Source organism: Geovibrio sp. ADMFC3, assembly GCF_054687035.1.
This window is the reverse complement of record NZ_BAAFZG010000001.1, coordinates 20,940-41,155: the sequence shown is the minus strand read 5'-3', so window position 1 is coordinate 41,155 and position 20,216 is coordinate 20,940. Positions and strand designations below refer to the sequence as shown.

Here is a 20,216-nt window from a genome sequence, read left to right as displayed (position 1 = left end):
TTATATTCTCTATATAATCCAAACAGTAGACCTCCTTAGCCATTAATAAGGCAGAAACTTACATAGGAGGTTTTTCATGTCAAAAGACAAAGTTTCTATTTTTATCATGGTTCTGCTGCTTGTGATGGCGGCAAGTATGGCATTCGGAGCATCTGTGCCCACTGCTGGGTCATATGCGTATGAAGCTCATGACATTGTTTCAAACAAAATTATCGGAGGACCTATTGGTTATGTGATCAGTATCGGCTTGGTAGTTTTCGGTGCGATTATGCTCGGAGTTGGACAGCCCAAAGTTGCACTATATGCTATGACAGGCGGTGGCTTATTTCTCGGTTCAAATGCAATAGTTTCAACAATGGGGATTCTTTACTGAGTTTCTATGCGAATATTTATCCCGCAGTATCTGCACAAACCAAATAAGATTCTGTTTATGGAAACAGATGAGCTTGTGGTTCTCTTATTCGGGGTAGTCACATCTATGATGCTCAAAAGTTCCATGATTTTCTTCGGTGGACTGGCTTTCTTCTATTTTTATCGCAAAGGGAAAGCCAAGTTCCCCAGAGGCTTTTATAAGCATCTGCCCCATATATGGGGCTTTAAGCAGTTTCGCCATTTCCCGTCTATTTTCATCAGGGAGTTTAAAGAATGAATTTCAAGAAATATGTATCAACAGCCTCAAACCTGTTCGTTGAGAACAGGTTTCTGAAGCTTGTATTCGTTGTGATGGCAATCATCATCGGCGGACAGATGTATATGCTGAACAATGCATACCGTGAAAACAATGTGTACATCGTTCCGCCCGGATTAGAGGGCAAGGTCAGGGTGGCGGGCAGCCACCTTGACCCTGTTTATCTGCAATCTATGGGGATGTATATTTCGCAGCTCATGTACAGCTTCATTCCGCAGGATGTTATCGGCAAGTACGAGGAGATTTCATCGTTGTTTGTGCCGGAGCTTTACCAGACAAATAAGCAGGAGCTTCTCAAAATCGCCGCTGAGTACAAAGACAATGATGTGTCGATGTCTATGAAGGTTCTGGAGATTAAATCTACTCTGAATCCAAACATCATCGAAGTCACAGGTAAGGTTGAGAAGTACATAGCGGACACGAAGACTGATACAGAGAACACTGTCATCATAATCCGTTACACCGTGCAGAACGGCACGTTCAGGATTACCGCACTGGAGAAAGGCAAATGATAAAGAAACTTATTCTGGCGGTGCTTGTTACCGCAATATCAGTTACGTCATATGCAGACAGCATAGAACCGGAGAAGGTAAGCCGCATAACTGTAAGCAACATCGAAGTAAACCGGGTTGTATGCCCTTATCCAATCAGAGAAGTAAAATACTCAGAGGAAACGGGTGTAAAATACAGTGCTTCAGGTAACAATTTATTTATTAAGTTCCCTATAACTATAAGTGAATTGGACGGGAAAGAAGTATCCCGGACATTATTTTCCGGAAATACTGAGCTATTTCTTGTCTGCGATGAGAAAGTATATTCTCTTATAATGCAGCCTAAAAAGGTATCAGCTCAGACAATCTATCTTTCTGATACAGCTGGAGAGATGAAAAAGGCTCATAATTATGTAAGCCAAAACGACTATGAATCGCTGATGCTGGATCTCATTCAGGCAATGATTGATGTACGGACTCCGCCGGGCTTTGTGATGAACGATGTGAATCTGTCAGAGAACTACAGGAACATCCGTTTTAACACAGTTAAGACACTCACCGGCGGCGGGTACATAGTGAAGGAGGTCATTCTTCGCTCTGATAGGATGGTGAGTATCGCTGATACTGAGTTCATGAAGGTCAGAGGCTTTAAGAACGTGAAAGCCGTTGCAATCATGGATTCTTCCTTTGTCGGCGTAACAAAAGCCTATGTCATTGAGGGAGTGATCAAATGAGTGAAGCACCCAAGGGCATAGAGCAGTTTAAGGCAAAGTACGCCGCACTCTCGCCGAAGACAAAAAAGACAATCAACATATCACTGGCAGTATTTGCAATGATTCTGCTGTTTATAGGCATTTACTACAGTTCCGGCCTGAACAAAAAGGTCGTTCGCCGTGAACCCACGGTGACGGTATCGGCAAAGAATTTCGCCGAACCGGAGGATAGAAACACATCAATCAAGCTGGGTGTTGATAAGAAGCTCAACCCGTTGATGGAGCGCATAGAGCAGCTTGAAAAAGCTCAGAAGGCTCCGGCTTCCGAACCGCAGCAGATGCAGTCAGAGGTCATCACCGGGATTCCGCCTGCTCCTTCCGCTGCGCCCGCAACTCCGGCGGAACCGCAGCGCATTGAGCGCAGACGTGCGGACTTCGGCAGCTATACTCCGGAATATACCGAGGCCAAATCGCAGAAAGTTGAGCGCACAGTGGGCGGCATAGGTCATGTGTCTGTTCCGGTGGCGAAAAAAGATGAAACAAAGAAGGAAGAGCGGGCCAAGAAAGTCAACTATATTCCTTCTAACAGCATATTCAAAGGGATGCTTGTTACAGGTGTCCTTGCGCCGACTATGGCAGCGGGCAAGCAGAATCCTGCTCCGGTTACTCTGCGTTTGCAGGATCTCTCATTCTTTCCTAATGAAATCAGGCGCAATCTTTCCGGCTGCTTCGTTGGCGGTGAGGCATACGGAAACCTGTCTGAAGAGCGAGTTCAGATAAGACTCCTTAATCTCTCATGCCTTTCACCCAATGCTGACAGAGTAATTGACACTCCGGTTCAGGGGTACGTCCAGGGTGAAGACGGCGTTCTCGCCCTCGCAGGACGTGTTGTAAGCAAAGAAGGACGAGCTGCTGCAATCGCATTCATGGTGTCATTCCTTCAGGGTCTCGGCGGAGGTATTGCCGAAGCTTCAACAACAGAAACAATAACTCCTCTGGGCGGCACTACAAGCCTTTCCCTCAACGAAGGAGAACTGCTGAAATACGGAGCTGGTAAAGGCATGGAGGGCAGTTTTAAGGAGCTTGCCAAATACTACATGAACATCCTGAACGAAATTGCACCCGTAATCGAAGTGATGGGCGGACGTGAGGTTGAGCTTGTGATCACGAAAGGCGTTGAGTTGAAGATGGAGGACTGGGAATGGAACGGAATAAAAGATTAATCATAGCGGCGGCATTCTTCATGCTCACCGGCTGCGTTTATGAAAGCACATTTACATGCGAAGGTCTGAAGAACGGCGGTCGTTCATGCGAGACAGTGACATCAAACATAGAGTACGCAATAGAGAAAGAGCGCACCGGCGGCGAACCGCAGATAACTGATAACACCACATCAGACAATAAAACAGCGGCGGTTGGTGACGAGCTGACGGCATACTCAATCAAAATCAATGAAGAAAACACCCCTGTCACCAGTAAACCCAAAACTATGAGAGTAACCATCCTGCCCTATGTTGACGACAAGGGGCGTTTGAACATGATGAAGCGTGTTCATATTATCATACAGAAGCCGGAGTGGATTCTCGGCGATTACTTGATAGTTGATGAGAACACAATCAGGAGCCGGAAATGAGCGCATTAAAGAAGTTCCTTTACGGCGATTCCGGCGGACTTGAATGGAGCGACATTGACGTTAAGCGGGAGCAGTTCAGCTCCCTGTTCCCTTGGGTGGCTTACGACAAAGACGAGAAGTGTTATTTCATGCGGGATAACGCTATTGGCTATATGTGGGAATGCTCTCCGGTGCTATTCGCCGATGATACGGTCTTCAACACAATCTCGGCAATTCTGCGGGATATGCTGCCCCATGATACTGTCTTTCAGTTCTCGCTGTATGCTGACCCGTACATAACACCTATTACTCGCTCATACAGGAATATCCGCAAGCGCAACAGCAGGATTCTCCCCATTCATAAAAAGGTGACAGAAAACTATTCCGCATTCTGGGAAAAGGGAGCAAAGGAAGGACTCTGGCACTTATCCGGAACACGAATGAGGAACTTCCGCCTGTTCTTCAGTGTGCGGGTTCCGATGAAGCATGATGCGATAAAAAACCGCCACGGCTGGGAAAAAGAGCTGAAAGAGTTCAGAAGCTCCATCCTGAACATACCTGAAACCCTTAAAAGCCTTCATCCTCAGGCTATGACACCGGACGAGCTGATTACTCTCATGTACCGCATATGCAATCCGACTCTGGAAGAGGATCATCACGTTGAATGGACTGAGGATATGCCCATTCATAAGCAGATTCTTTACGCTGATACAGTTGTTGAGCGTAAAAAAGAATCCATAGCGCTTAACAACCGGCATATTGGCTGCGTTACGCCGAAGAAGCTTCCGAGAGAGGCAAACAACCTCTTCGTGAATGACCTGATCGGTTATATCAGTAAGGGAGCTTCGGCGAATGAGAATGACGCAAACCAGATCAGATGTCCGTTCATATTCACATTGAATATTGCACTGAACAAGAACCTCAGAGCGAAGCTTGAAGCAAAGGCTCTGCATAACAGCTCAATCCAGAAAGGTCAGCAGAAGGAATCCGGCGGTCAGATGGAAACAAGCATGGTTTCCGGCTCAAACCGCAAACAGGAACACCTGTACATGGCGCAAAGATACGAACAGGGGGATAAGTTTCTTCAGATAATTCCGCAGATTCTGCTTATCGGCGACTCTGAAGAGGAGCTGACAAATAACATCAACCGTGTGCGCTCTATCTGGAACTCCTGCGGTGTTGAGCCGCAGGTGGAGAGGGATTATCTCCTGCATATTCTGTTTATAGCGGCGTTCCCCTGCGGGCTGTATCCGGCGAATATAGGGGATCTTGACAGGGATTTCATAATAGACACCCAGGGAGCGGCTGTGATGTGCCCTGTGCAGGCATCATTCAGTGGTATAGGCAAGCCTGCTCTTCTTTATTCTGACAGGCGCGGACAAATCTTCTTCCTGGACACATTCAATACAGGAAACAATAAGAACTTCTTTGTTACAGGTGGTACTGGGGCGGGCAAGAGCTTCTTCATGAACTCGTTTGTGAATCAGTATATGAGCATCGGGGCGAAGTTCCGCATCATCACTGTCTGCGACAGCTACCGTAAGGCATGCTATCTCACTGACGGGCAGTATATTGAACATGAAGATACTCTGGTGATTAACTTCTTTTCGGAAGCAGGTATAGAGAAAGCTGTGCTTCAGCAGCCAGTGACATACGGCAAAACGACATATAACGCAGGAACGCACGTTGAGGTTCTTGAAGTCAGCTCTACTTACGCAAAAATCCTCGTGGATGACAGCGTGGTAAAAGTAATGCCGGAGACAATAGGCAACCTTTGCCTTGAGATGGACGGCGACACGCTGAACATGATCACAGGGATTATCGCCTCCATGGTTACTTCCCGTGCCGGGGAAGACCTGAACGAAGATGAACTGACTATCCTTGAAACAGCTATACAGACAGTCTTTATGCAGAAAAAGCGTGAAACGACAATTGACGACATCCATGACTATCTGATGAATATCAAAAAATACCATGAGCTTGACGACAGAGCGACTTTTTATCTGAATCTCGGTTACCGTTTGGCGAACCGACTCAAAAAATACTGCACGGGCGGGCAATACGGCCATTTCTTCAACGGAAAGAGCAATGTGTCATTCAAGAAAGACCTTGTTGTTATTGATCTCACAAAAACACCGACAGATCTCCGGAAGGTTCTTGTTCTGGCATTTGCCAATATCACAGAGCAGGAGATTTACAAGGGTGACCGTAAGACCCCGCAGTTTGTCACACTTGATGAGAGCTGGCAGACTTTGAGCGAGAATCCCTATGCAGCAAGGTTTGTTGAAGGGCTTTACAGGAAGGCAAGGAAGTATAACGCTTCAGTTTCCATTGCAACTCAGTCACTCCATGACCTCCACCCGGAACACGGCAAACTTAAATATCTCGGCAACGTAATAAGAACCCAGTCGGCTTTCAGTTTTGCATTATATGATGAAGACTTTGATTTTGCGTTTGAGCATAAGATACTGAACATGGGCGAGTTTGAGTTCAATATGCTTATCAAAAAAATTCCGAAAGACTCTGTTCCTAAATATTCTGAAATATATGTCCGCACTCCCAGCGGAAACAATGTCATCAGACTTATTGTGGATGAGTTCATGTATTTCATGAATACATCCGACCCGGCAGACTTCAACTATCTCAAGAGTCACGCAGAACGTTTCATTCAGAACGGCCACAGCAAACAGGAAGCAATGAGCATGGCGATTGACGAGGCTGTTAAGGAAGCTAAGAAGGCCGGAGGGATAGGCAAGCTAAGAGAGTATATCAAATCACGTTTCGGCACGGAGGCGGCATCATGAGAAACCTTATAACAACAGTGATCATTATTGCCGTCTTTGCTGTTTATCACTTCGGCATAGTTGAGCGCAATTACATAAAACGTGCGGATCTCGCCGTTGTTGACACCGATCTTTATCTGGAGGAGCTGGCAACGGCAGTTTATGAAGGGAAGCTCACATCAGACCAGTTTAAAGCAAACGTGGAGCATTTCCGCAACGGTCTGGAGTCATACCGCGCCGCCGGTTACATTGTGTTCTCTGCCCGCAGCGTTGCCGCAGGGGTAGAGAATGACATCACCGGAGAGCTGAAATGAAAGCCGTTCTGATTGCTCTGCTGCTTATTCCCGCTGCTGTCTTTGCCAAAGACCTAGGCACAACCGGCAAGACTTATCCCGTGGCCGAAAAAGACCTGCTTCACGAGATAGAGAACAGAGCGGCGCAGACAGACTGGGAAGGCATCTTTAAGAAAGAGCAGGAGAAAATCCGCAATGAGGCTGGCAAAGGCAAAATCCCGCTGCCAGCTTCTGACAATGCAACAAGCTATCTCATCGACATGACATATACACTGCCGCACGACATCCCCAAGGTCAGTCCTGAAGGACAGATAGTGGGCGTACTCTATCCCAAGGGTTATAAATTCAATCCGTTGGAGTACACGAAGATAAACGAGACATATGTCATCTTCAACGGCAACCGTAAGGCGGAAGTGGACTGGTTTGTCAGCAACTACCGAAATCAGCCGCTTGTTTATCCAATAATCTCTGAAGGCAACGTTTTTGATGTTGCCGAACGGCTCGACAGAGCTGTCTATCTGCTGGATGAACATGTGCGGAAGCTCTTCCAGATAGAGCGCACTGTCAGTGTAGTTTATCCGGAAGGGAAGTTTATGAGAGTCGATGTACTGAGGATTACAGATGAAGAAAATAATAGTCGCAATAATATTGGCATTCGCGGTCTTTGAGGCTTCGGCGGTCTGCGCCGGACCGATTATGGATCCCATCAGCAGAGTCCGCTGGAACTGCCTTCTGCCCATCACCATCGGCGGAATTCCGTGGGGCTCTTCAGGTTACCCCCTTGCAGATAAAATGGACAACTCTATGGGCACGCAAAGCCCACTCTGCATATGTATGGATCCGCTCCCAAGGATAGGGATAACTCTTGGTTACAGGGAACCAGTCAGAATATTTGAGAGTGTGAAAGATCCTTTCTGCTTTCCGTCACTCGGCTTCGGTATGTCACAAACTGCATGGGGCGGCGGAGCGAAATCAACAAACAAAGGCAAAAACGCAGGAGTGGATTATTCAAATACTCACATATATATCTTTCTGCCATTTACTCTTATGAGTATCTTCACAGACCTTATATGTATGCAGTCTGACAGCCAAATGACAGGCATACCCGGCGGTTTGAGCATGCTTCAGCTTTCAGAAGTCGACCCCCGCAAAAAGTCTGATGCGCTTGCTCTTTTAATGACTCCTGAAGCTCTGCTGTTCGCAAATCCGGTGGCGGTGATGGCTTGTCAGATACCGGATGCTATCGCAACTATGGCGGAGTACACAATTCCTCCCCTTTACTGGTGTGCCGGAAGTCACAGTATTTTTCCTTTGAGTAATAATACAGTCAGCATGGGGAACTATGTTGAAGCAGCGGAAGTTAATGCCTCAAAGCATCTTTTCAGCTTGCATAGAGAAGGCAGCATGTGGGGTTCTCTGGGTTCGCAGGGCTTATGCGGAATGTACCCGATGCCAATTTGGAACAAGATGCAATACAGACTTCAAACTGCCATGCCTGTTCCCGATTACTACTGCCGGAGACTTGGTATGCCCTCTATCGCATGGAACCACGGCAAGAATCCGCCCGGCGCACCGAATAACGATAATTTGGCGTTCATACTCTGGCGCAAACGTGACTGCTGCGCATTTTAAGAAAGGAGGAAATTATGATAAGAGAACAGCTTGTACGACTTCATGACAAAATGGTTGAGGATATAAAGGACTGTAGCAATGAACCCGCTTATTCGGATTTTTTATGTGAAAGGCATTGGTACGGCAATACAACAATCAATATTGATGATGTCAACGGCTCCAATCATCCGGATTATGCCAATAAGACATGGAATTATGTTCTTGAGAATGCTCCACGTATGGAAGCCAATTTAAAGATGCTTGAGCAGAATCCTGATTACTATCTCAGCACGGATAAAAAGCAGCCTGAGTGGACATTCAAAGCTATTTACTGGAAGGGTGATGATAAAGTCAAATTCATGTTTCCCTATCATAACGGAAATCACCGTACAGCCATTGCAAAGGCTTTTTTGTACAGCAAGGGAGTATCAGAATTGCATGGCGTTACTCTGTACAAAGAGGTGTATGATTACGAGCTTTACAGGGCGGCAAATAGACTCTCAGAGGATGTTTTAAGTTATAACCGGAAACAATATGTCACGGTTCAAGTTGTTATCATAAACTCTTCATTTGAAGATGAGCTGGACAGGAGCGTTCTCAGGAACGAGCTTGCACTGCAAATCACAAATCTCTGGTCAAATGTTGAGCTTATTCTCAATGCCAAAGAAATATACGAACTCATAGAAGAAAGTAAGATTAATCCGCTCCCGCTCCGCTATTGGTTCAGAAAAAACAGATACGCCAAGTTTCTGAGGTATTTATGACAGTCAGAGAAATAGTTGCCGAGTGGCTGAAAAATAACGGCTATGACGGACTCGTTGATATTGAAGGTGAATGTGTTTGTCTTATCGAAGACCTGATTCCTTGCGACTGCGAACATATTGAAAGCTGTCAGGCCGGTAAGCGTGTACTTCTCCCTGAATGTATGGAATGTGATACCTTTTGTCTTTCAATCAAGGAAGTAACAATGTGCGATTACAAAGAGGAGGCCGGCGACTATGTTTTTGAAGATTAAACTCCTGCTTATTTTTACTCTTATGTCAGCGGCAGCATATGCCGCTGAACCTCTTAAAGCAGATAAAAAGAAAGAGTTCTGGACAGACCGGGAAAGGGGCTGGTACTGGTACGAAGAGGAACCGGTAGAAGAACCCTCAAAGGACAATAAAACCGCTCAGAAGCCGTTTTCTAAGCCCTCAGTTGACTGGAATGCTGTCTGGACGATGCACCCGAAGGAGTTCAGCGATCTCATAGATGATGTGAAGCATTACGCCATTATGTACCCCACACAGGAGAACGTCAAAGATTACCTCCAGATGCAGTCCATTGCCTTGGATCGTTCCAGGGCGTTTATGGATGCGGCCACCATGGTGAGCCAGACAACGCCGGATCTTTCCCGTGAAAGCACATTTCCGGTGTCCACAGTTGGCCAGAACGAGCTGCACAGACAACGCCAAGCTAACATAGACTCCATTCTCCAGCAGAACAGAGAGCGTTACGCCCTGCTGTACTTCTATTCACCTACATGCGGCGCATGCACCAAACAGCAGCCGATACTTCAATACTTCGAGCAGGAAACAGGCTGGTACATAAAGCCGGTGGACGTGAATGAAGATCAGATTGCTGTCATGCGCTTCGGTATCCAGTCCACACCCAGCTTAGTAATGATAGAAAGGAACTCTCCTGAGTGGATTCTCATCGGCTCCGCCATCCTCTCCCTGCCGGAGATTAAGGAGAGGATCGTAAGGAGTATTGATAAAGGGCAAATGGTGGGAAGGTAGGGCTCATTTTATAATTACATATTTTCAAATTTCAAAAACGCAGATATAGTTACAAGTTAATCAAGATAATGGTGATACTCTAATGAAAATTCCTGGTAATTGCCAGATATTTACCCCTGATAATATTGCAAAGCAATTGTTAGACTGGTGTAATTATAAAGATAATTTATTTGGTAAGAAAGTATTAGGCTGTGTCCCGTAAATCATAGAAGCAGTGCCTCAAGTAATTAATACGCATATCCGATAAAAAGATAAGACTTTTCAAGGGGATTGCGATGGCACGTTATGAGCTTTTAGAAAACGAGTGGGCACAGATAGTAGAGTTTTTTCCAGAAGATACTCCAAGGCGAGGGCGCCCTTGGTCTGAGCATCGAACCTTTATGAATGGCGTATTCTGGATTCTTAGAAGTGGTGCACGCTGGCGTGATCTGCCTGAACGCTATGGTCCTTGGAAGACGGTTTATAACCGTTTCAGACAAATGACTCAGGATGGCACAATAGATAAGATATTGGCAAAGCTCCAGCTTAAGCTTGATGAAAATGGTTATATAGATTGGGAGCTTGGTTGTGTAGACGGTACAAATATCAGAGCGTCCAAAGCGGCAGCAGGAGCGAGTAAAAAAAACATAGTGACCTTCAAGATCAGTGTCTTGGGCGAAGCCGGGGAGGCTGGGGAAGTAAGCTTCATATCCTGACAGATGGTAATGGTTTGCCAATAAATGTGATACTGACTGCAGGCAACCGACATGAGTCAACACAGTTCGAGGAGTTGATTGATGGCGTTAATGTTATGCAGAAAAAAGGTCGTCCTCGTAAGAAATTTAAAGCAATAGCAGGGGACAAAGGTTACAGCGGAATTGCAAACCGTAAGAAGCTTCAAAAGCGTGGTATCAAGTGTGTAATTCCAGTAAAGAGCAACGAGAAGGTTCGCCGTGGCAGAAAGTTCAAGCTTGATAAAAAGCTGTACCGTCGAAGGAATGTTGTTGAAAGGTGTATCGGCTGGCTGAAAGAGCTGAGGCGGATTGCTACCAGATATGACAAACTTGCTCAAAGTTATTTGGCAATGGTCAAAATGGCTTTCATACAAAGATATTTTAAAGTTATGGATTTACGGGACACAGCCTAGAAAGTTCTTGTGGTGAAGGCAATATCCTAAGACCAGTTGTTCAACGATATATTGATAATTGTCTTCAAAAGAAAATCTCTAGAAGTAAGATTAAAACAGGACTGGAAAAGGATATATATGCTTTTGAAATAGACAAAAAGCATTATGAAGCCTGTATAGATAATTTGAACTCTTTGGCAAGCGAATATAATATATATGACGTTAATTGGAAAATCTTTAATATCGACTCATTAAAATATCACTTTGAAATTAAATTTGATTATATTATTGGAAATCCCCCGTATGTGACATATCAAGAATTGCACAAAGAGCAACGGCAGTACATTAAAGATAAATTTGATACATGCAAAAAAGGAAAGTTTGACTACTGCTATGCCTTTATTGAAAATGATTTGAAGTTACTTGCCCCCTATGGCCGTATGACTTATTTAATACCAAGCAGTATATTTAAAAATGTATATGCTCAGGAATTGAGAGAATTTATAAAACCTTATATTACCGCCATATATGATTTTACTGTAATAAAGGTGTTTCCTGATGCGCTTACTTCCTCAGCTGTCATGATTTGTGAAAACAAACCTCAGAAGGAATCAGAGCATGTTAATTATTATGATGTTGCTCATAATAAAGTGAATATCATTTCAAGAAATGTGCTTGAAAATAAGTGGAAATTTCACGAACAACAAACTGGTAAAGTTAAGTTCTCTTCATATTTCAAAGCATCAATTGTTATCGCAACGTTGCTGAATAAAGCCTTTGTTTTGGATGACTTTACGAGAGAAGAAGAGTTTTTCACTAATGGCACTGATATTATAGAAGCTGATATTGTCAGAGCAACAACGAGCCCTCGTCTGCTAAATTATAATAAAAAAGCAAATATCATATTTCCTTATTATTATGAGAACGGCATTCTAAAGAGATATTCAGAAGAACAGTTCTTACAATTATTTCCAAATGCTACCAGGTATCTTAATAAATTTATGGATAAATTGCTTGAGAGGGATTGTGATAAAAGTGCTACATGGTTTGAATACGGAAGATCTCAAGCTCTTGAGCATATAAACCAACCGAAACTATTGCTTTCAACGGTAGTTACAAACGCTGTCAAAGTATATGAACTATCTAAAGATATAATTCCTTTTTCGGGGATTTATATCACTCCAACTGGAAAATATTCCCTTCAAATGGCAAAACAAATTTTGGAAAGTAATGAATTTTATGAATATGTGAGAAATATTGGTATCTACGCTAGTGGTAATTCTATCAGAATAACTGCTAAAGATATTAATAATTTTGATTTTAATACTCAGAATATTTAATTTACTAGTATCTAATAATAAATTTATTATTTAAACCGTCATTTTTAGCGAGAGCTTCTTCTGGTTGCATACTTCCAAGATTTTCGGTCAACTATAATATACATAAACACATGCTCTTGATCAGGCTGGTAAATTATAATAATATCTACACTAGAGGTTGATATGGCTAAAATCCCATTTAATGTTTCTGCAAGAACAGCCCGATTAATTGGTCGTGAAAATGTTGCAAATGCCACTGGAGCCATTACTGAACTAGTTAAGAACAGTTATGATGCTGATTCTAAAGTTTGTATTATTTATATAGATAATCAATTCAATACCATCCCTGATACAATTAATAAAAAAGATTTTTATTCTCTGAATACAAGTCATTCAGATTATTACCTCATAAGCATCTACTATTCATTCAGTAATAAAATAGGGAAATATGTTCTAAATTATAATTTGCTCAATAATCATAGTAATGATGACAAAAACAACCTGTTAGCCTTCTTCAAATCGCATTGTCGAATAATAATTATTGACAACGGGGAGGGCATGAGTCAAGACACAATTATCAATTACTGGATGACGATAGGCACTTCAAATAAGCAAGATAATTTTATGTCAAGTGATGGAAGAGTCAAGACTGGCGCAAAAGGCATTGGACGTTTTGCTCTAGATCGACTAGGACAGAACTGTACGATGAAAACAAAAATGATAGATGGGTATACACAAGTATGGGATGTTGACTGGGGGTTATTTGATAATCATAAAACAGCATTAATAAGTGATGTAACTGCAGATTTAAGCGAAGTAAATGAATACAATATTGAACAATACCTCAATTTATTGCCTGAATCATTTAATTTATATAATTATGATTTCAGCAAAGGGACAGTTCTAGAAATTTCGTGTTTAAGAGATGTTTGGTCCTGTAATGACGTTGCAATCCTTTTCTCAAACCTTGAGCTACTTATTCCCCCCAGAGAGGTACCATTTAATTTATACCTTTATACAACATTGGAAAAAGATTCGTATGGCCCAATACTTCCTACACTTTGTGATGATTTTGATTACAAGTTTAACGCAACCTTTAAGGATGGTATTTTTAATATAGAAGTAATAAGAAATGAATATATCACTGATAATATCCCTGATGAGTTCTTCACATTAGCTAACTCAAAAGATTCTTACAGAAGGTATGACAGATATAGCTTTGATAAAAAATTCAATTACACTAAAACTGCTGGTGAAATCCTCCCAGGCTTAAATGAAACCACAAAAAGTGATCTAAATGCCAACATTGGTGATTTTGATTTCACAATGTATTTCACAAAACTTCAAACAACCAAAGAAGATATGCGTAAATATAAATATAAAGATTTCAATGCACATTCCCGTAAAACATGGATGGGAACTTTTGGTGGAATAAAAATATTTCGAGACAACTTCAGGGTTCGACCATATGGAGAAGCAGAATCATCAGCGTGGGACTGGTTAGGATTGGGTCTTCGTCAAGCTGTAGACCCAGCATCTGTAAAAAGATTTAAAAGATATCGGGTCAGACCTAATAACGTCTATGGAGTCATAAATATCTCCAGACTCACAAATATTAACTTCGAAGACAAATCCAGTCGAGAAGGGATACAGGAAAATAAACACTTCGAACTTTTTAAGAATTTAATAATAGCGTTAATTGAAGAATTTGAAGATGAAAGAAGTTATATTGCTTCAATTCTTGATAAAGTTGATGAAGTACAAAATGTTGGCGAACATAATAGTCGTAAAGCAAAAACCAATGCAAAAATAATACGAAAAAAGTTACAGAATAAGTCTTCAATGACAAAAGACGAAGAAGTTTCTTACCAGATGGCATTGGAAATTGAATCTCAACAAGAAACTATTGAAGAGATGCGTGGTATCCAAAGACTATTAAAAGCTTTTGCTAGTAATGGAATTATGATTGCAGCATTTGCCCATGAACTTCATGGCATTCATGGTAACTTAGTAAATAGAATGACAGATATTGAGAACTACATAGCGCCATTTATTAGCCAAGAAGATGTAAATAAATTACCAAGATTCGAAAATCCATACATAATGCTTGAAGAGGCTAAAAACGATGATTTGAAATTGAAACAGTGGCTTAGCTATACCCTTGGAACTATACGAAAGGATAAAAGGAAACGAGAAAAGAAGAATATTACTGAGTATTTTGAAAAATTTAAAAATAACTGGCAGCCTTCTTTAGATTATAGAAACGTCCAGCTAGATATTGCATATAAAAGTACAGAAATTAGCCTAAGATTTTTTGAGATAGAGCTTGACAGTATTTTTAATAACTTACTTATGAATTCATTTGATGTTTTTCGAATTAAAGGGGTCTCTCGTAGAATAATAAATATCGACATTACTGAATCGGAAAACAAAGTTGAAATTATCTATAAAGACAGTGGCCCTGGATTATCAGAGGACATCAAAGATCCAAATATTATTTTCGAAGCACTATTCACTACCAAAAAAGATCAAAGTACCGGTAAAGATATTGGCACAGGTTTAGGTATGTGGCTCGTCAAATCAATAGCTGAGGATAATGATGGTCAGATTGAATTTATAGAAACTAATAAATTTTTCGCAATAAAAATAGTATTCCCTATAAAATATACGCGCAGGGGTTAATCATATGCTTAAAGTTGTATATATAGATGAATCCGTAAGGGATCGCAGCAAATTTCAACGTAATTTTAGCGATGTGTTTAACATTGATACTTTTCATCCAGAAAAAGAAATCAATTTATTTATTGAATCTATTTTTTCTCACTCCCCTGATCTAATCGTCACTGATTTTTGCCTAAGTGATAATGCAGAACAAGGAGATGAGCCTGTTAGCTACAATGGTGGTGAATTAATTAAACATATCCAGTCATATAAGCTTAATTTCCCATGCTATGTTGCAACTGCATATGAAGACGACGCCATTGGGAATGCTAACCCAGACTCAGTATATGTAAAAGAAGATATCAATAATAATCAAGAGACTAAACACAAAATGATTCAGAGAATGGAAGCAAAAGTAACACAATACCAAAAATGGTTATCAGAAATAAAGGAGCAGTTTGATGAACTCATTAAGAAGAAAGAAGGAGAGGGGCTTACTGCAAAAGAAGAAAATACTTTTTTTGAACTAGATACTTTAATAGAAAAAGCGATTAACGGAACAACAGCCACATCAATAATACAAAAAGATACCAGAAATACGCAAATGTTAAAAGATTTGATAAGCAAAGCTAATGCTATTTTGGAGAGAATTTAATGTCAATCCCTTTTAGAAAACGTGTTCCCAAAAGACGAACTGACATAAAAGAAAAAGCCAGTTATGGTAAATATAAAGATGAACTTAGAAGTGATTTCGAGTGCAGGTGTGGATACTGTGACGACCATGATAATCGATTAGGCGGTTCCCGCACATACCATATTGACCACGTCGCTCCTCGTTCATTATTTCCTAATTTAGAAATAACTTACAGCAATTTAGTCTATTCTTGCCCATTTTGCAATGGCTCTAAATCCAATAAAGAATTAATACACAACAGATATGGTGTTCATCATATAGACCCTTGCAACGAACAATATGATGAATGCTTCACTAGAAAACAAGATGGCTCAATTAGGGCAGTAAATGAAATGGGCGAGTTCTTGTACAAAACACTTAATCTCGGTTTAGCAAGACATAGTATTGCTTGGTCTATGGATCATATCGAAATAACTTTAGAAAAAATTGAAACAAAGGTTGCAGACCTACCAGATTCCGAGGAGACTTGTCAAATAATGAGAGAATTTGCGAAATTATGTAAGGATTATATAAATTACAATAAAAGTATTAATCAATAAAAAAAGTTGGCTTCCTTTTCTCTGCACAATTTATAACCTGGAATAATGTAAGCGTCCCTAAAATTTTTACAGTTCAGCATTAGAGTTTTCCTGTAGATTAATAACAGGAGGACTTAATGAAACGCAGTCGATTTTCAGAAACTCAGATCGTAAAAATACTCAAAGAAGTCGAGTCCGGCAGACAGGTAAAAGACATCTGCCGAGAGTACGGAATCAGTGACGCCACTTACTACAACTGGAAGTCCAAATACGGAGGCATGGAAGCCTCTGACATCAAGAGATTAAAAGAGCTAGAAGATGAGAACCGCAAACTGAAGCAGATGTTTGCTGATCTCAGCTTAGAGAATACAGCCCTGAAGGATATTCTCTCAAAAAAGCTTTAAAGCCGTCGGAGAAGCGTAGTTTAGCAGACTACTGTAGAGCAACTTACGGCATGAGCATAAGTCATGCCTGCCGTACTGTAAGCATAAGCCGTCCGGTGTATTACTATCAGCCGGATGTAGACAGAGATAACCATGTCATAGCCGTTCTGCTTGAACTGTGTGAGAAATATCCGGGATATGGCTTCGGAAAGCTGTTTGCCATTATCCGTCGGCTTGGACATAAATGGAATCATAAGAGGGTTCATAGGGTTTATTTGCGAAATCCGGAGTCGATTGGACAGGCAATCCGGTTTTAATTGGACACCGTTTCCGGAATTGATTGGACACTCAATCCGGAATTAACTGGACAGTGAATCCGGAAATGACTGGACACTTAAGCGCAGCTACCGGATTTGCATTTGTGTCCCGTTTTATGATTTGAATTGAATTTTACGTTAATCTTCCGAGCCTATAGAATCTGTCTCAAAAACAGGAGAGACAGATGCGACGACACAAGAAAGGAAGGTTAACAATGAAATATCTTCGTGAAGTAATCCGCCTTCATGACTTAGGCGGTCTCAGCAACCGTCAGATAGCCAAAGCCTGTAATGTATCACCGACGACAGCAGGCGGATGCATCAACAAATACATAGATTCAGGCATTCCTTATGAAACCTTTGCCAAGCTTCCGGATGAGGAGCTTGAGTCAATCTTTTACCCCAAGGAACCAGATCAGCCCGTATACTCCCGCCCCATGCCGGATATGGAGTATCTTTGCAAAGAGCTTAAGCGGAAAGGGGTGACTCTTCAGCTTCTCTGGGAAGAGTATATCCGTGAGAATCCCGGAGGCTACAGCCGTTCCCAATTCTCTTACCACTATCAGCAGTGGAGTAAAAAGATTAATCCGACGATGCGGTTTAATCATAAAGCAGGCGAGAAGGTATTTGTAGACTTCTCCGGTTACAAGCCTGAGATCGTAAATCCAATAACAGGCGAGGTGACATCAGTAGATCTCTTTGTAGCGACCTTAGGAGCAAGTTCATACACCTATGCGGTATGTGTTCCTGACCAGACGAAAGAGTTCTGGATAGAAGCCCATGTAAAGATGTTCGATTTCTTCGGCGGCGTTCCTGAATGCATAGTGCCGGATAATCTTAAGTCCGGAGTAACGTCCCCATGCTTTTACGACCCTGATATAAATCCCGGCTACGCAGACATGGCAGCGCATTACGGCATAGCAGTTGTCCCCGCAAGACCAGGTAAACCAAAGGATAAGGGGAAGGTAGAGAACGGCGTACTTAACGTTCAGCGCCGTATCCTTGCTGTACTCCGTAACCACACATTTAACAGCATACAGGAACTCAACAGCGCAGTGGCGGAAGAGCTTGTAAATCTTAACGCCAGACCCATGCAGCATATGAAGTCATCCCGCAGACAGCTGTTCAAAGGATTAGACCAGCCTGCGCTGAAACCACTTCCCTCTGAAAGGTTCGAACAGTACAGCTGGAAGAAGGCCAAGGTGAGCTTCAACTATCATGTGCAGGTAGGAGATACTCACTACAGTGTCCCATGGCGGCTTATGGGTGAAACTGTAGATATCAAATACAACAGCAGGATAGTTCAGATAATACATAAGAATAAATGCATAGCATCACACCCCAGGTCTTTTAAGTATGGCTACTACGCTACCTCTAAAGCCCACATGCCGCCCAACCATCAGTTCGTTGCTTCAGGCTGGACGCCTGAAAGAATTAATAAGTGGGCATCAAAGGCCGCAGGAGCGTACACCGCCAAAGCAATAGATGCCATTATTGACAGCAGGCAGTTTCCGGAACAGGCTTACAAGAGCTGTATGGGTGTCATTAAGCTTTCGAAATATTACCAGCCGGAAAGACTTGAGAAGGCATGCCGTATGGTTCTGGAGAGCGGCACTGTCAGATACAAGAGCATCAAGTCTATCCTTGAAAAAGGTCTGGATAAAATACACTACCTTGAACCTGAACCAAGAAAAAATCTTGTCCATGAGAATATCAGGGGCAATGAGTACTATCGTATAAAAGGAGATGACTAAAGATGGAACTAACGGAAATGATGACACAGCTCAGACTTAAAGGATTCATACAGGCGTATGAACTACAGCAGAAGATGCCGGAGATTGATGATCTCAGTTTCGAGGAGAGGCTGAGAATCCTTCTGGAGCATGAGTCACTATACAGGGAAGACAGACAACTCTGCCTGCTTCTAAAGAAAGCTAAACTCAGGTATCCCGGAGCCTGCATAGAGGACATCCGGTACAGGAACGGCAGAAACATTACAAAGCAGATGATGCTGGAACTTGGTAAAAACGATTGGGTGCGCAAACACAGGAATATCATAATCACCGGTGCCTCTGGCGTAGGAAAGACTTATATCGCCTGTGCTCTCGGCAACAGCGCATGTCGAAACGGAATAAAGTCCCTCTATGTCAGACTGCCGAGACTCCTTCAGGAACTTAAGATTGCCAGAACAGATGGTACTTATGTAAAGGTACTCACTCAGCTTTCCAGAGTAAATGTGCTGATCGTTGACGACTGGGGGCTGGATACTCTGAATGATCATGAGAGGAAGGATTTCCTTGAGGTAATGGAAGACCGCTACTCCGCCAGATCTACTATTATCGCCACACAGATACCCGTTGATAAATGGCATGACATTATAGGTGATCACACTATCGCTGACGCCATCTGTGACAGGCTCGTGCACAACGCAGAGCACTTACAGCTTACCGGTGAATCTCTCAGGAAAGAGAACAGATCTCTGTTAACATGAAAAATGAATAGAATTACCACTGAACGCTTGACCAAAGATGGACATTTAGATATTTAAGAGGAGTAGGAAGATTAATTGAATTCAAACTGACCAATCAAAACCGGAATCACTGTCCAGTCATTTCCGGATTCACTGTCCAATTACACCGGAATACGCATTTATTGCCTCTTGAAGCTTAATATGCGTCGTAAGGCCAAGAGAAGGCTTCCAAACAGGAATCCTCTCCCTATCAGTGTACCTGAATCTATTAACCAGTGCTGGTCTATAGATTTCATGAGCGACAGCTTGTACTGCGGGCGGAAATACAGGACATTTAACGTCGTAGATGATTTTAATCGGGAAGCTCTTGCCATAGAGGTTGATCTCAATCTTCCGGCAGCAAGAGTTATCAGAGTTCTTGACAGGATTGCTTCTTGGAGAGGTTATCCTGTTAAGCTCAGAATGGACAACGGCCCTGAGTTTATCTCGGTAAAATTGGCTGACTGGGCGGAATACCATGATGTTGAGCTTGAGTTTATACAGCCTGGCAAGCCGTTTCAGAATTCATATGTGGAAAGATTTAATCGGACGTTCAGGAACGAGGTATTGGACAGGCATTTGTTTTTCTCTTTAAGCGAAGTTCGGGAAGAAGCTGACCGTTGGATGGTTGAATACAATACAGAAAGACCGCATGATTCTCTGGGAAAAATGACTCCAGAGGAGTATGCTGAAAGAGTGGAAAACTCTAAATATCTGCTGTAAGAAAAGAGGGACTCTTAC

The 20,216-nt window shown here is 42.3% G+C and carries 20 protein-coding genes and 2 pseudogenes; all 22 read left to right on the top strand.

Annotation, left to right across the window (positions count from 1 at the left end; translation table 11 throughout):
* Positions 1-76: 76 nt before the first annotated feature.
* Positions 77-373 (top strand): hypothetical protein, encoded by a 297-nt coding sequence (locus ACYRYY_RS00170; protein WP_460213461.1) that lies wholly within the window; start codon positions 77-79, stop codon positions 371-373.
* Positions 374-379: 6 nt separating this feature from the next.
* Positions 380-649: a type IV conjugative transfer system protein TraL gene (locus ACYRYY_RS00165; protein ID WP_460213460.1), complete on the top strand. Its 270-nt coding sequence runs from the start codon at positions 380-382 to the stop codon at positions 647-649.
* Entirely contained in the window at positions 646-1,200 is a 555-nt protein-coding gene (locus ACYRYY_RS00160) for a TraE/TraK family type IV conjugative transfer system protein (protein WP_460213459.1), read from the top strand. The genes ACYRYY_RS00165 and ACYRYY_RS00160 overlap by 4 nt, the downstream gene beginning before the upstream one ends.
* Positions 1,197-1,913 (top strand): TraK domain-containing protein, encoded by a 717-nt coding sequence (locus ACYRYY_RS00155; protein WP_460213458.1) that lies wholly within the window; start codon positions 1,197-1,199, stop codon positions 1,911-1,913. Before ACYRYY_RS00160 ends, ACYRYY_RS00155 begins: the two co-directional genes overlap by 4 nt.
* Positions 1,910-3,115 (top strand): TraB/VirB10 family protein, encoded by a 1,206-nt coding sequence (locus ACYRYY_RS00150; protein ID WP_460213457.1) that lies wholly within the window; start codon positions 1,910-1,912, stop codon positions 3,113-3,115. The genes ACYRYY_RS00155 and ACYRYY_RS00150 overlap by 4 nt, the downstream gene beginning before the upstream one ends.
* On the top strand, positions 3,094-3,525 hold the full coding sequence (locus ACYRYY_RS00145; protein WP_460213456.1) for a TraV family lipoprotein: 432 nt from the start codon (positions 3,094-3,096) through the stop codon (positions 3,523-3,525). Before ACYRYY_RS00150 ends, ACYRYY_RS00145 begins: the two co-directional genes overlap by 22 nt.
* Positions 3,522-6,308 carry a TraC family protein gene (locus ACYRYY_RS00140; protein ID WP_460213455.1) on the top strand — a complete coding sequence of 929 codons (2,787 nt, stop codon included), beginning with the start codon at positions 3,522-3,524 and terminating at the stop codon, positions 6,306-6,308. Before ACYRYY_RS00145 ends, ACYRYY_RS00140 begins: the two co-directional genes overlap by 4 nt.
* On the top strand, positions 6,305-6,601 hold the full coding sequence (locus tag ACYRYY_RS00135) for a hypothetical protein (RefSeq protein WP_460213454.1): 297 nt from the start codon (positions 6,305-6,307) through the stop codon (positions 6,599-6,601). The genes ACYRYY_RS00140 and ACYRYY_RS00135 overlap by 4 nt, the downstream gene beginning before the upstream one ends.
* Positions 6,598-7,248, top strand: a complete 651-nt coding sequence (locus tag ACYRYY_RS00130) for a hypothetical protein (protein ID WP_460213453.1) — start codon at positions 6,598-6,600, stop codon at positions 7,246-7,248. Before ACYRYY_RS00135 ends, ACYRYY_RS00130 begins: the two co-directional genes overlap by 4 nt.
* The gene (locus ACYRYY_RS00125) at positions 7,202-8,212 is read left to right on the top strand and encodes a TraU family protein (protein ID WP_460213452.1); all 1,011 of its coding nucleotides are present in this window, start codon (positions 7,202-7,204) and stop codon (positions 8,210-8,212) included. The genes ACYRYY_RS00130 and ACYRYY_RS00125 overlap by 47 nt, the downstream gene beginning before the upstream one ends.
* 14 nt (positions 8,213-8,226) lie before the next feature.
* Positions 8,227-8,955 carry a hypothetical protein gene (locus tag ACYRYY_RS00120; protein ID WP_460213451.1) on the top strand — a complete coding sequence of 243 codons (729 nt, stop codon included), beginning with the start codon at positions 8,227-8,229 and terminating at the stop codon, positions 8,953-8,955.
* Positions 8,952-9,206: a hypothetical protein gene (locus ACYRYY_RS00115; protein ID WP_460213450.1), complete on the top strand. Its 255-nt coding sequence runs from the start codon at positions 8,952-8,954 to the stop codon at positions 9,204-9,206. The genes ACYRYY_RS00120 and ACYRYY_RS00115 overlap by 4 nt, the downstream gene beginning before the upstream one ends.
* Complete coding sequence (locus ACYRYY_RS00110) at positions 9,190-9,969, top strand: conjugal transfer protein TraF (RefSeq protein ID WP_460213449.1); 780 nt, start codon at positions 9,190-9,192, stop codon at positions 9,967-9,969. The genes ACYRYY_RS00115 and ACYRYY_RS00110 overlap by 17 nt, the downstream gene beginning before the upstream one ends.
* 275 nt (positions 9,970-10,244) lie before the next feature.
* Positions 10,245-11,095 (top strand): IS5 family transposase gene (locus ACYRYY_RS00105; RefSeq protein WP_460213448.1). Its coding sequence is split into 2 segments (ribosomal slippage): positions 10,245-10,586 and positions 10,589-11,095, totalling 849 coding nucleotides; the frame shifts between segments, so codons are not numbered across the junction.
* 23 nt (positions 11,096-11,118) lie between these two features.
* Positions 11,119-12,414, top strand: a complete 1,296-nt coding sequence (locus tag ACYRYY_RS00100; protein ID WP_460213484.1) for an Eco57I restriction-modification methylase domain-containing protein — start codon at positions 11,119-11,121, stop codon at positions 12,412-12,414.
* A 162-nt stretch (positions 12,415-12,576) separates the two neighbouring features.
* A complete protein-coding gene (locus tag ACYRYY_RS00095) occupies positions 12,577-15,075 on the top strand; it encodes an ATP-binding protein (RefSeq protein WP_460213447.1) in 2,499 nt (832 codons plus the stop codon).
* A gap of 4 nt (positions 15,076-15,079) precedes the next feature.
* Positions 15,080-15,709 carry a hypothetical protein gene (locus ACYRYY_RS00090; RefSeq protein WP_460213446.1) on the top strand — a complete coding sequence of 210 codons (630 nt, stop codon included), beginning with the start codon at positions 15,080-15,082 and terminating at the stop codon, positions 15,707-15,709.
* Positions 15,709-16,287 carry an HNH endonuclease gene (locus tag ACYRYY_RS00085; protein ID WP_460213445.1) on the top strand — a complete coding sequence of 193 codons (579 nt, stop codon included), beginning with the start codon at positions 15,709-15,711 and terminating at the stop codon, positions 16,285-16,287. The genes ACYRYY_RS00090 and ACYRYY_RS00085 overlap by 1 nt, the downstream gene beginning before the upstream one ends.
* Positions 16,288-16,403: 116 nt before the next feature.
* Positions 16,404-16,924: pseudogene (locus ACYRYY_RS00080) on the top strand (transposase); the annotation flags it as partial.
* 257 nt (positions 16,925-17,181) lie between these two features.
* Complete coding sequence (gene istA / locus ACYRYY_RS00075; protein ID WP_460213444.1) at positions 17,182-18,720, top strand: IS21 family transposase; 1,539 nt, start codon at positions 17,182-17,184, stop codon at positions 18,718-18,720.
* Positions 18,721-18,722: 2 nt separating this feature from the next.
* On the top strand, positions 18,723-19,457 hold the full coding sequence (gene istB / locus ACYRYY_RS00070) for an IS21-like element helper ATPase IstB (protein WP_460213443.1): 735 nt from the start codon (positions 18,723-18,725) through the stop codon (positions 19,455-19,457).
* Positions 19,458-19,610: 153 nt separating this feature from the next.
* Positions 19,611-20,198, top strand: a pseudogene (locus ACYRYY_RS00065) (IS3 family transposase); the annotation flags it as partial.
* Positions 20,199-20,216 lie beyond the last annotated feature (18 nt).

Coding starts and splice junctions, on each gene's coding strand:
- ACYRYY_RS00170 (WP_460213461.1), top strand. CDS start 77: ATGTCAAAAGACAAAGTTTCTATTTTTATCATGGTTCTGCTGCTTGTG.
- ACYRYY_RS00165 (WP_460213460.1), top strand. CDS start 380: ATGCGAATATTTATCCCGCAGTATCTGCACAAACCAAATAAGATTCTG.
- ACYRYY_RS00160 (WP_460213459.1), top strand. CDS start 646: ATGAATTTCAAGAAATATGTATCAACAGCCTCAAACCTGTTCGTTGAG.
- ACYRYY_RS00155 (WP_460213458.1), top strand. CDS start 1,197: ATGATAAAGAAACTTATTCTGGCGGTGCTTGTTACCGCAATATCAGTT.
- ACYRYY_RS00150 (WP_460213457.1), top strand. CDS start 1,910: ATGAGTGAAGCACCCAAGGGCATAGAGCAGTTTAAGGCAAAGTACGCC.
- ACYRYY_RS00145 (WP_460213456.1), top strand. CDS start 3,094: ATGGAACGGAATAAAAGATTAATCATAGCGGCGGCATTCTTCATGCTC.
- ACYRYY_RS00140 (WP_460213455.1), top strand. CDS start 3,522: ATGAGCGCATTAAAGAAGTTCCTTTACGGCGATTCCGGCGGACTTGAA.
- ACYRYY_RS00135 (WP_460213454.1), top strand. CDS start 6,305: ATGAGAAACCTTATAACAACAGTGATCATTATTGCCGTCTTTGCTGTT.
- ACYRYY_RS00130 (WP_460213453.1), top strand. CDS start 6,598: ATGAAAGCCGTTCTGATTGCTCTGCTGCTTATTCCCGCTGCTGTCTTT.
- ACYRYY_RS00125 (WP_460213452.1), top strand. CDS start 7,202: ATGAAGAAAATAATAGTCGCAATAATATTGGCATTCGCGGTCTTTGAG.
- ACYRYY_RS00120 (WP_460213451.1), top strand. CDS start 8,227: ATGATAAGAGAACAGCTTGTACGACTTCATGACAAAATGGTTGAGGAT.
- ACYRYY_RS00115 (WP_460213450.1), top strand. CDS start 8,952: ATGACAGTCAGAGAAATAGTTGCCGAGTGGCTGAAAAATAACGGCTAT.
- ACYRYY_RS00110 (WP_460213449.1), top strand. CDS start 9,190: ATGTTTTTGAAGATTAAACTCCTGCTTATTTTTACTCTTATGTCAGCG.
- ACYRYY_RS00095 (WP_460213447.1), top strand. CDS start 12,577: ATGGCTAAAATCCCATTTAATGTTTCTGCAAGAACAGCCCGATTAATT.
- ACYRYY_RS00090 (WP_460213446.1), top strand. CDS start 15,080: ATGCTTAAAGTTGTATATATAGATGAATCCGTAAGGGATCGCAGCAAA.
- ACYRYY_RS00085 (WP_460213445.1), top strand. CDS start 15,709: ATGTCAATCCCTTTTAGAAAACGTGTTCCCAAAAGACGAACTGACATA.
- istA (WP_460213444.1), top strand. CDS start 17,182: ATGAAATATCTTCGTGAAGTAATCCGCCTTCATGACTTAGGCGGTCTC.
- istB (WP_460213443.1), top strand. CDS start 18,723: ATGGAACTAACGGAAATGATGACACAGCTCAGACTTAAAGGATTCATA.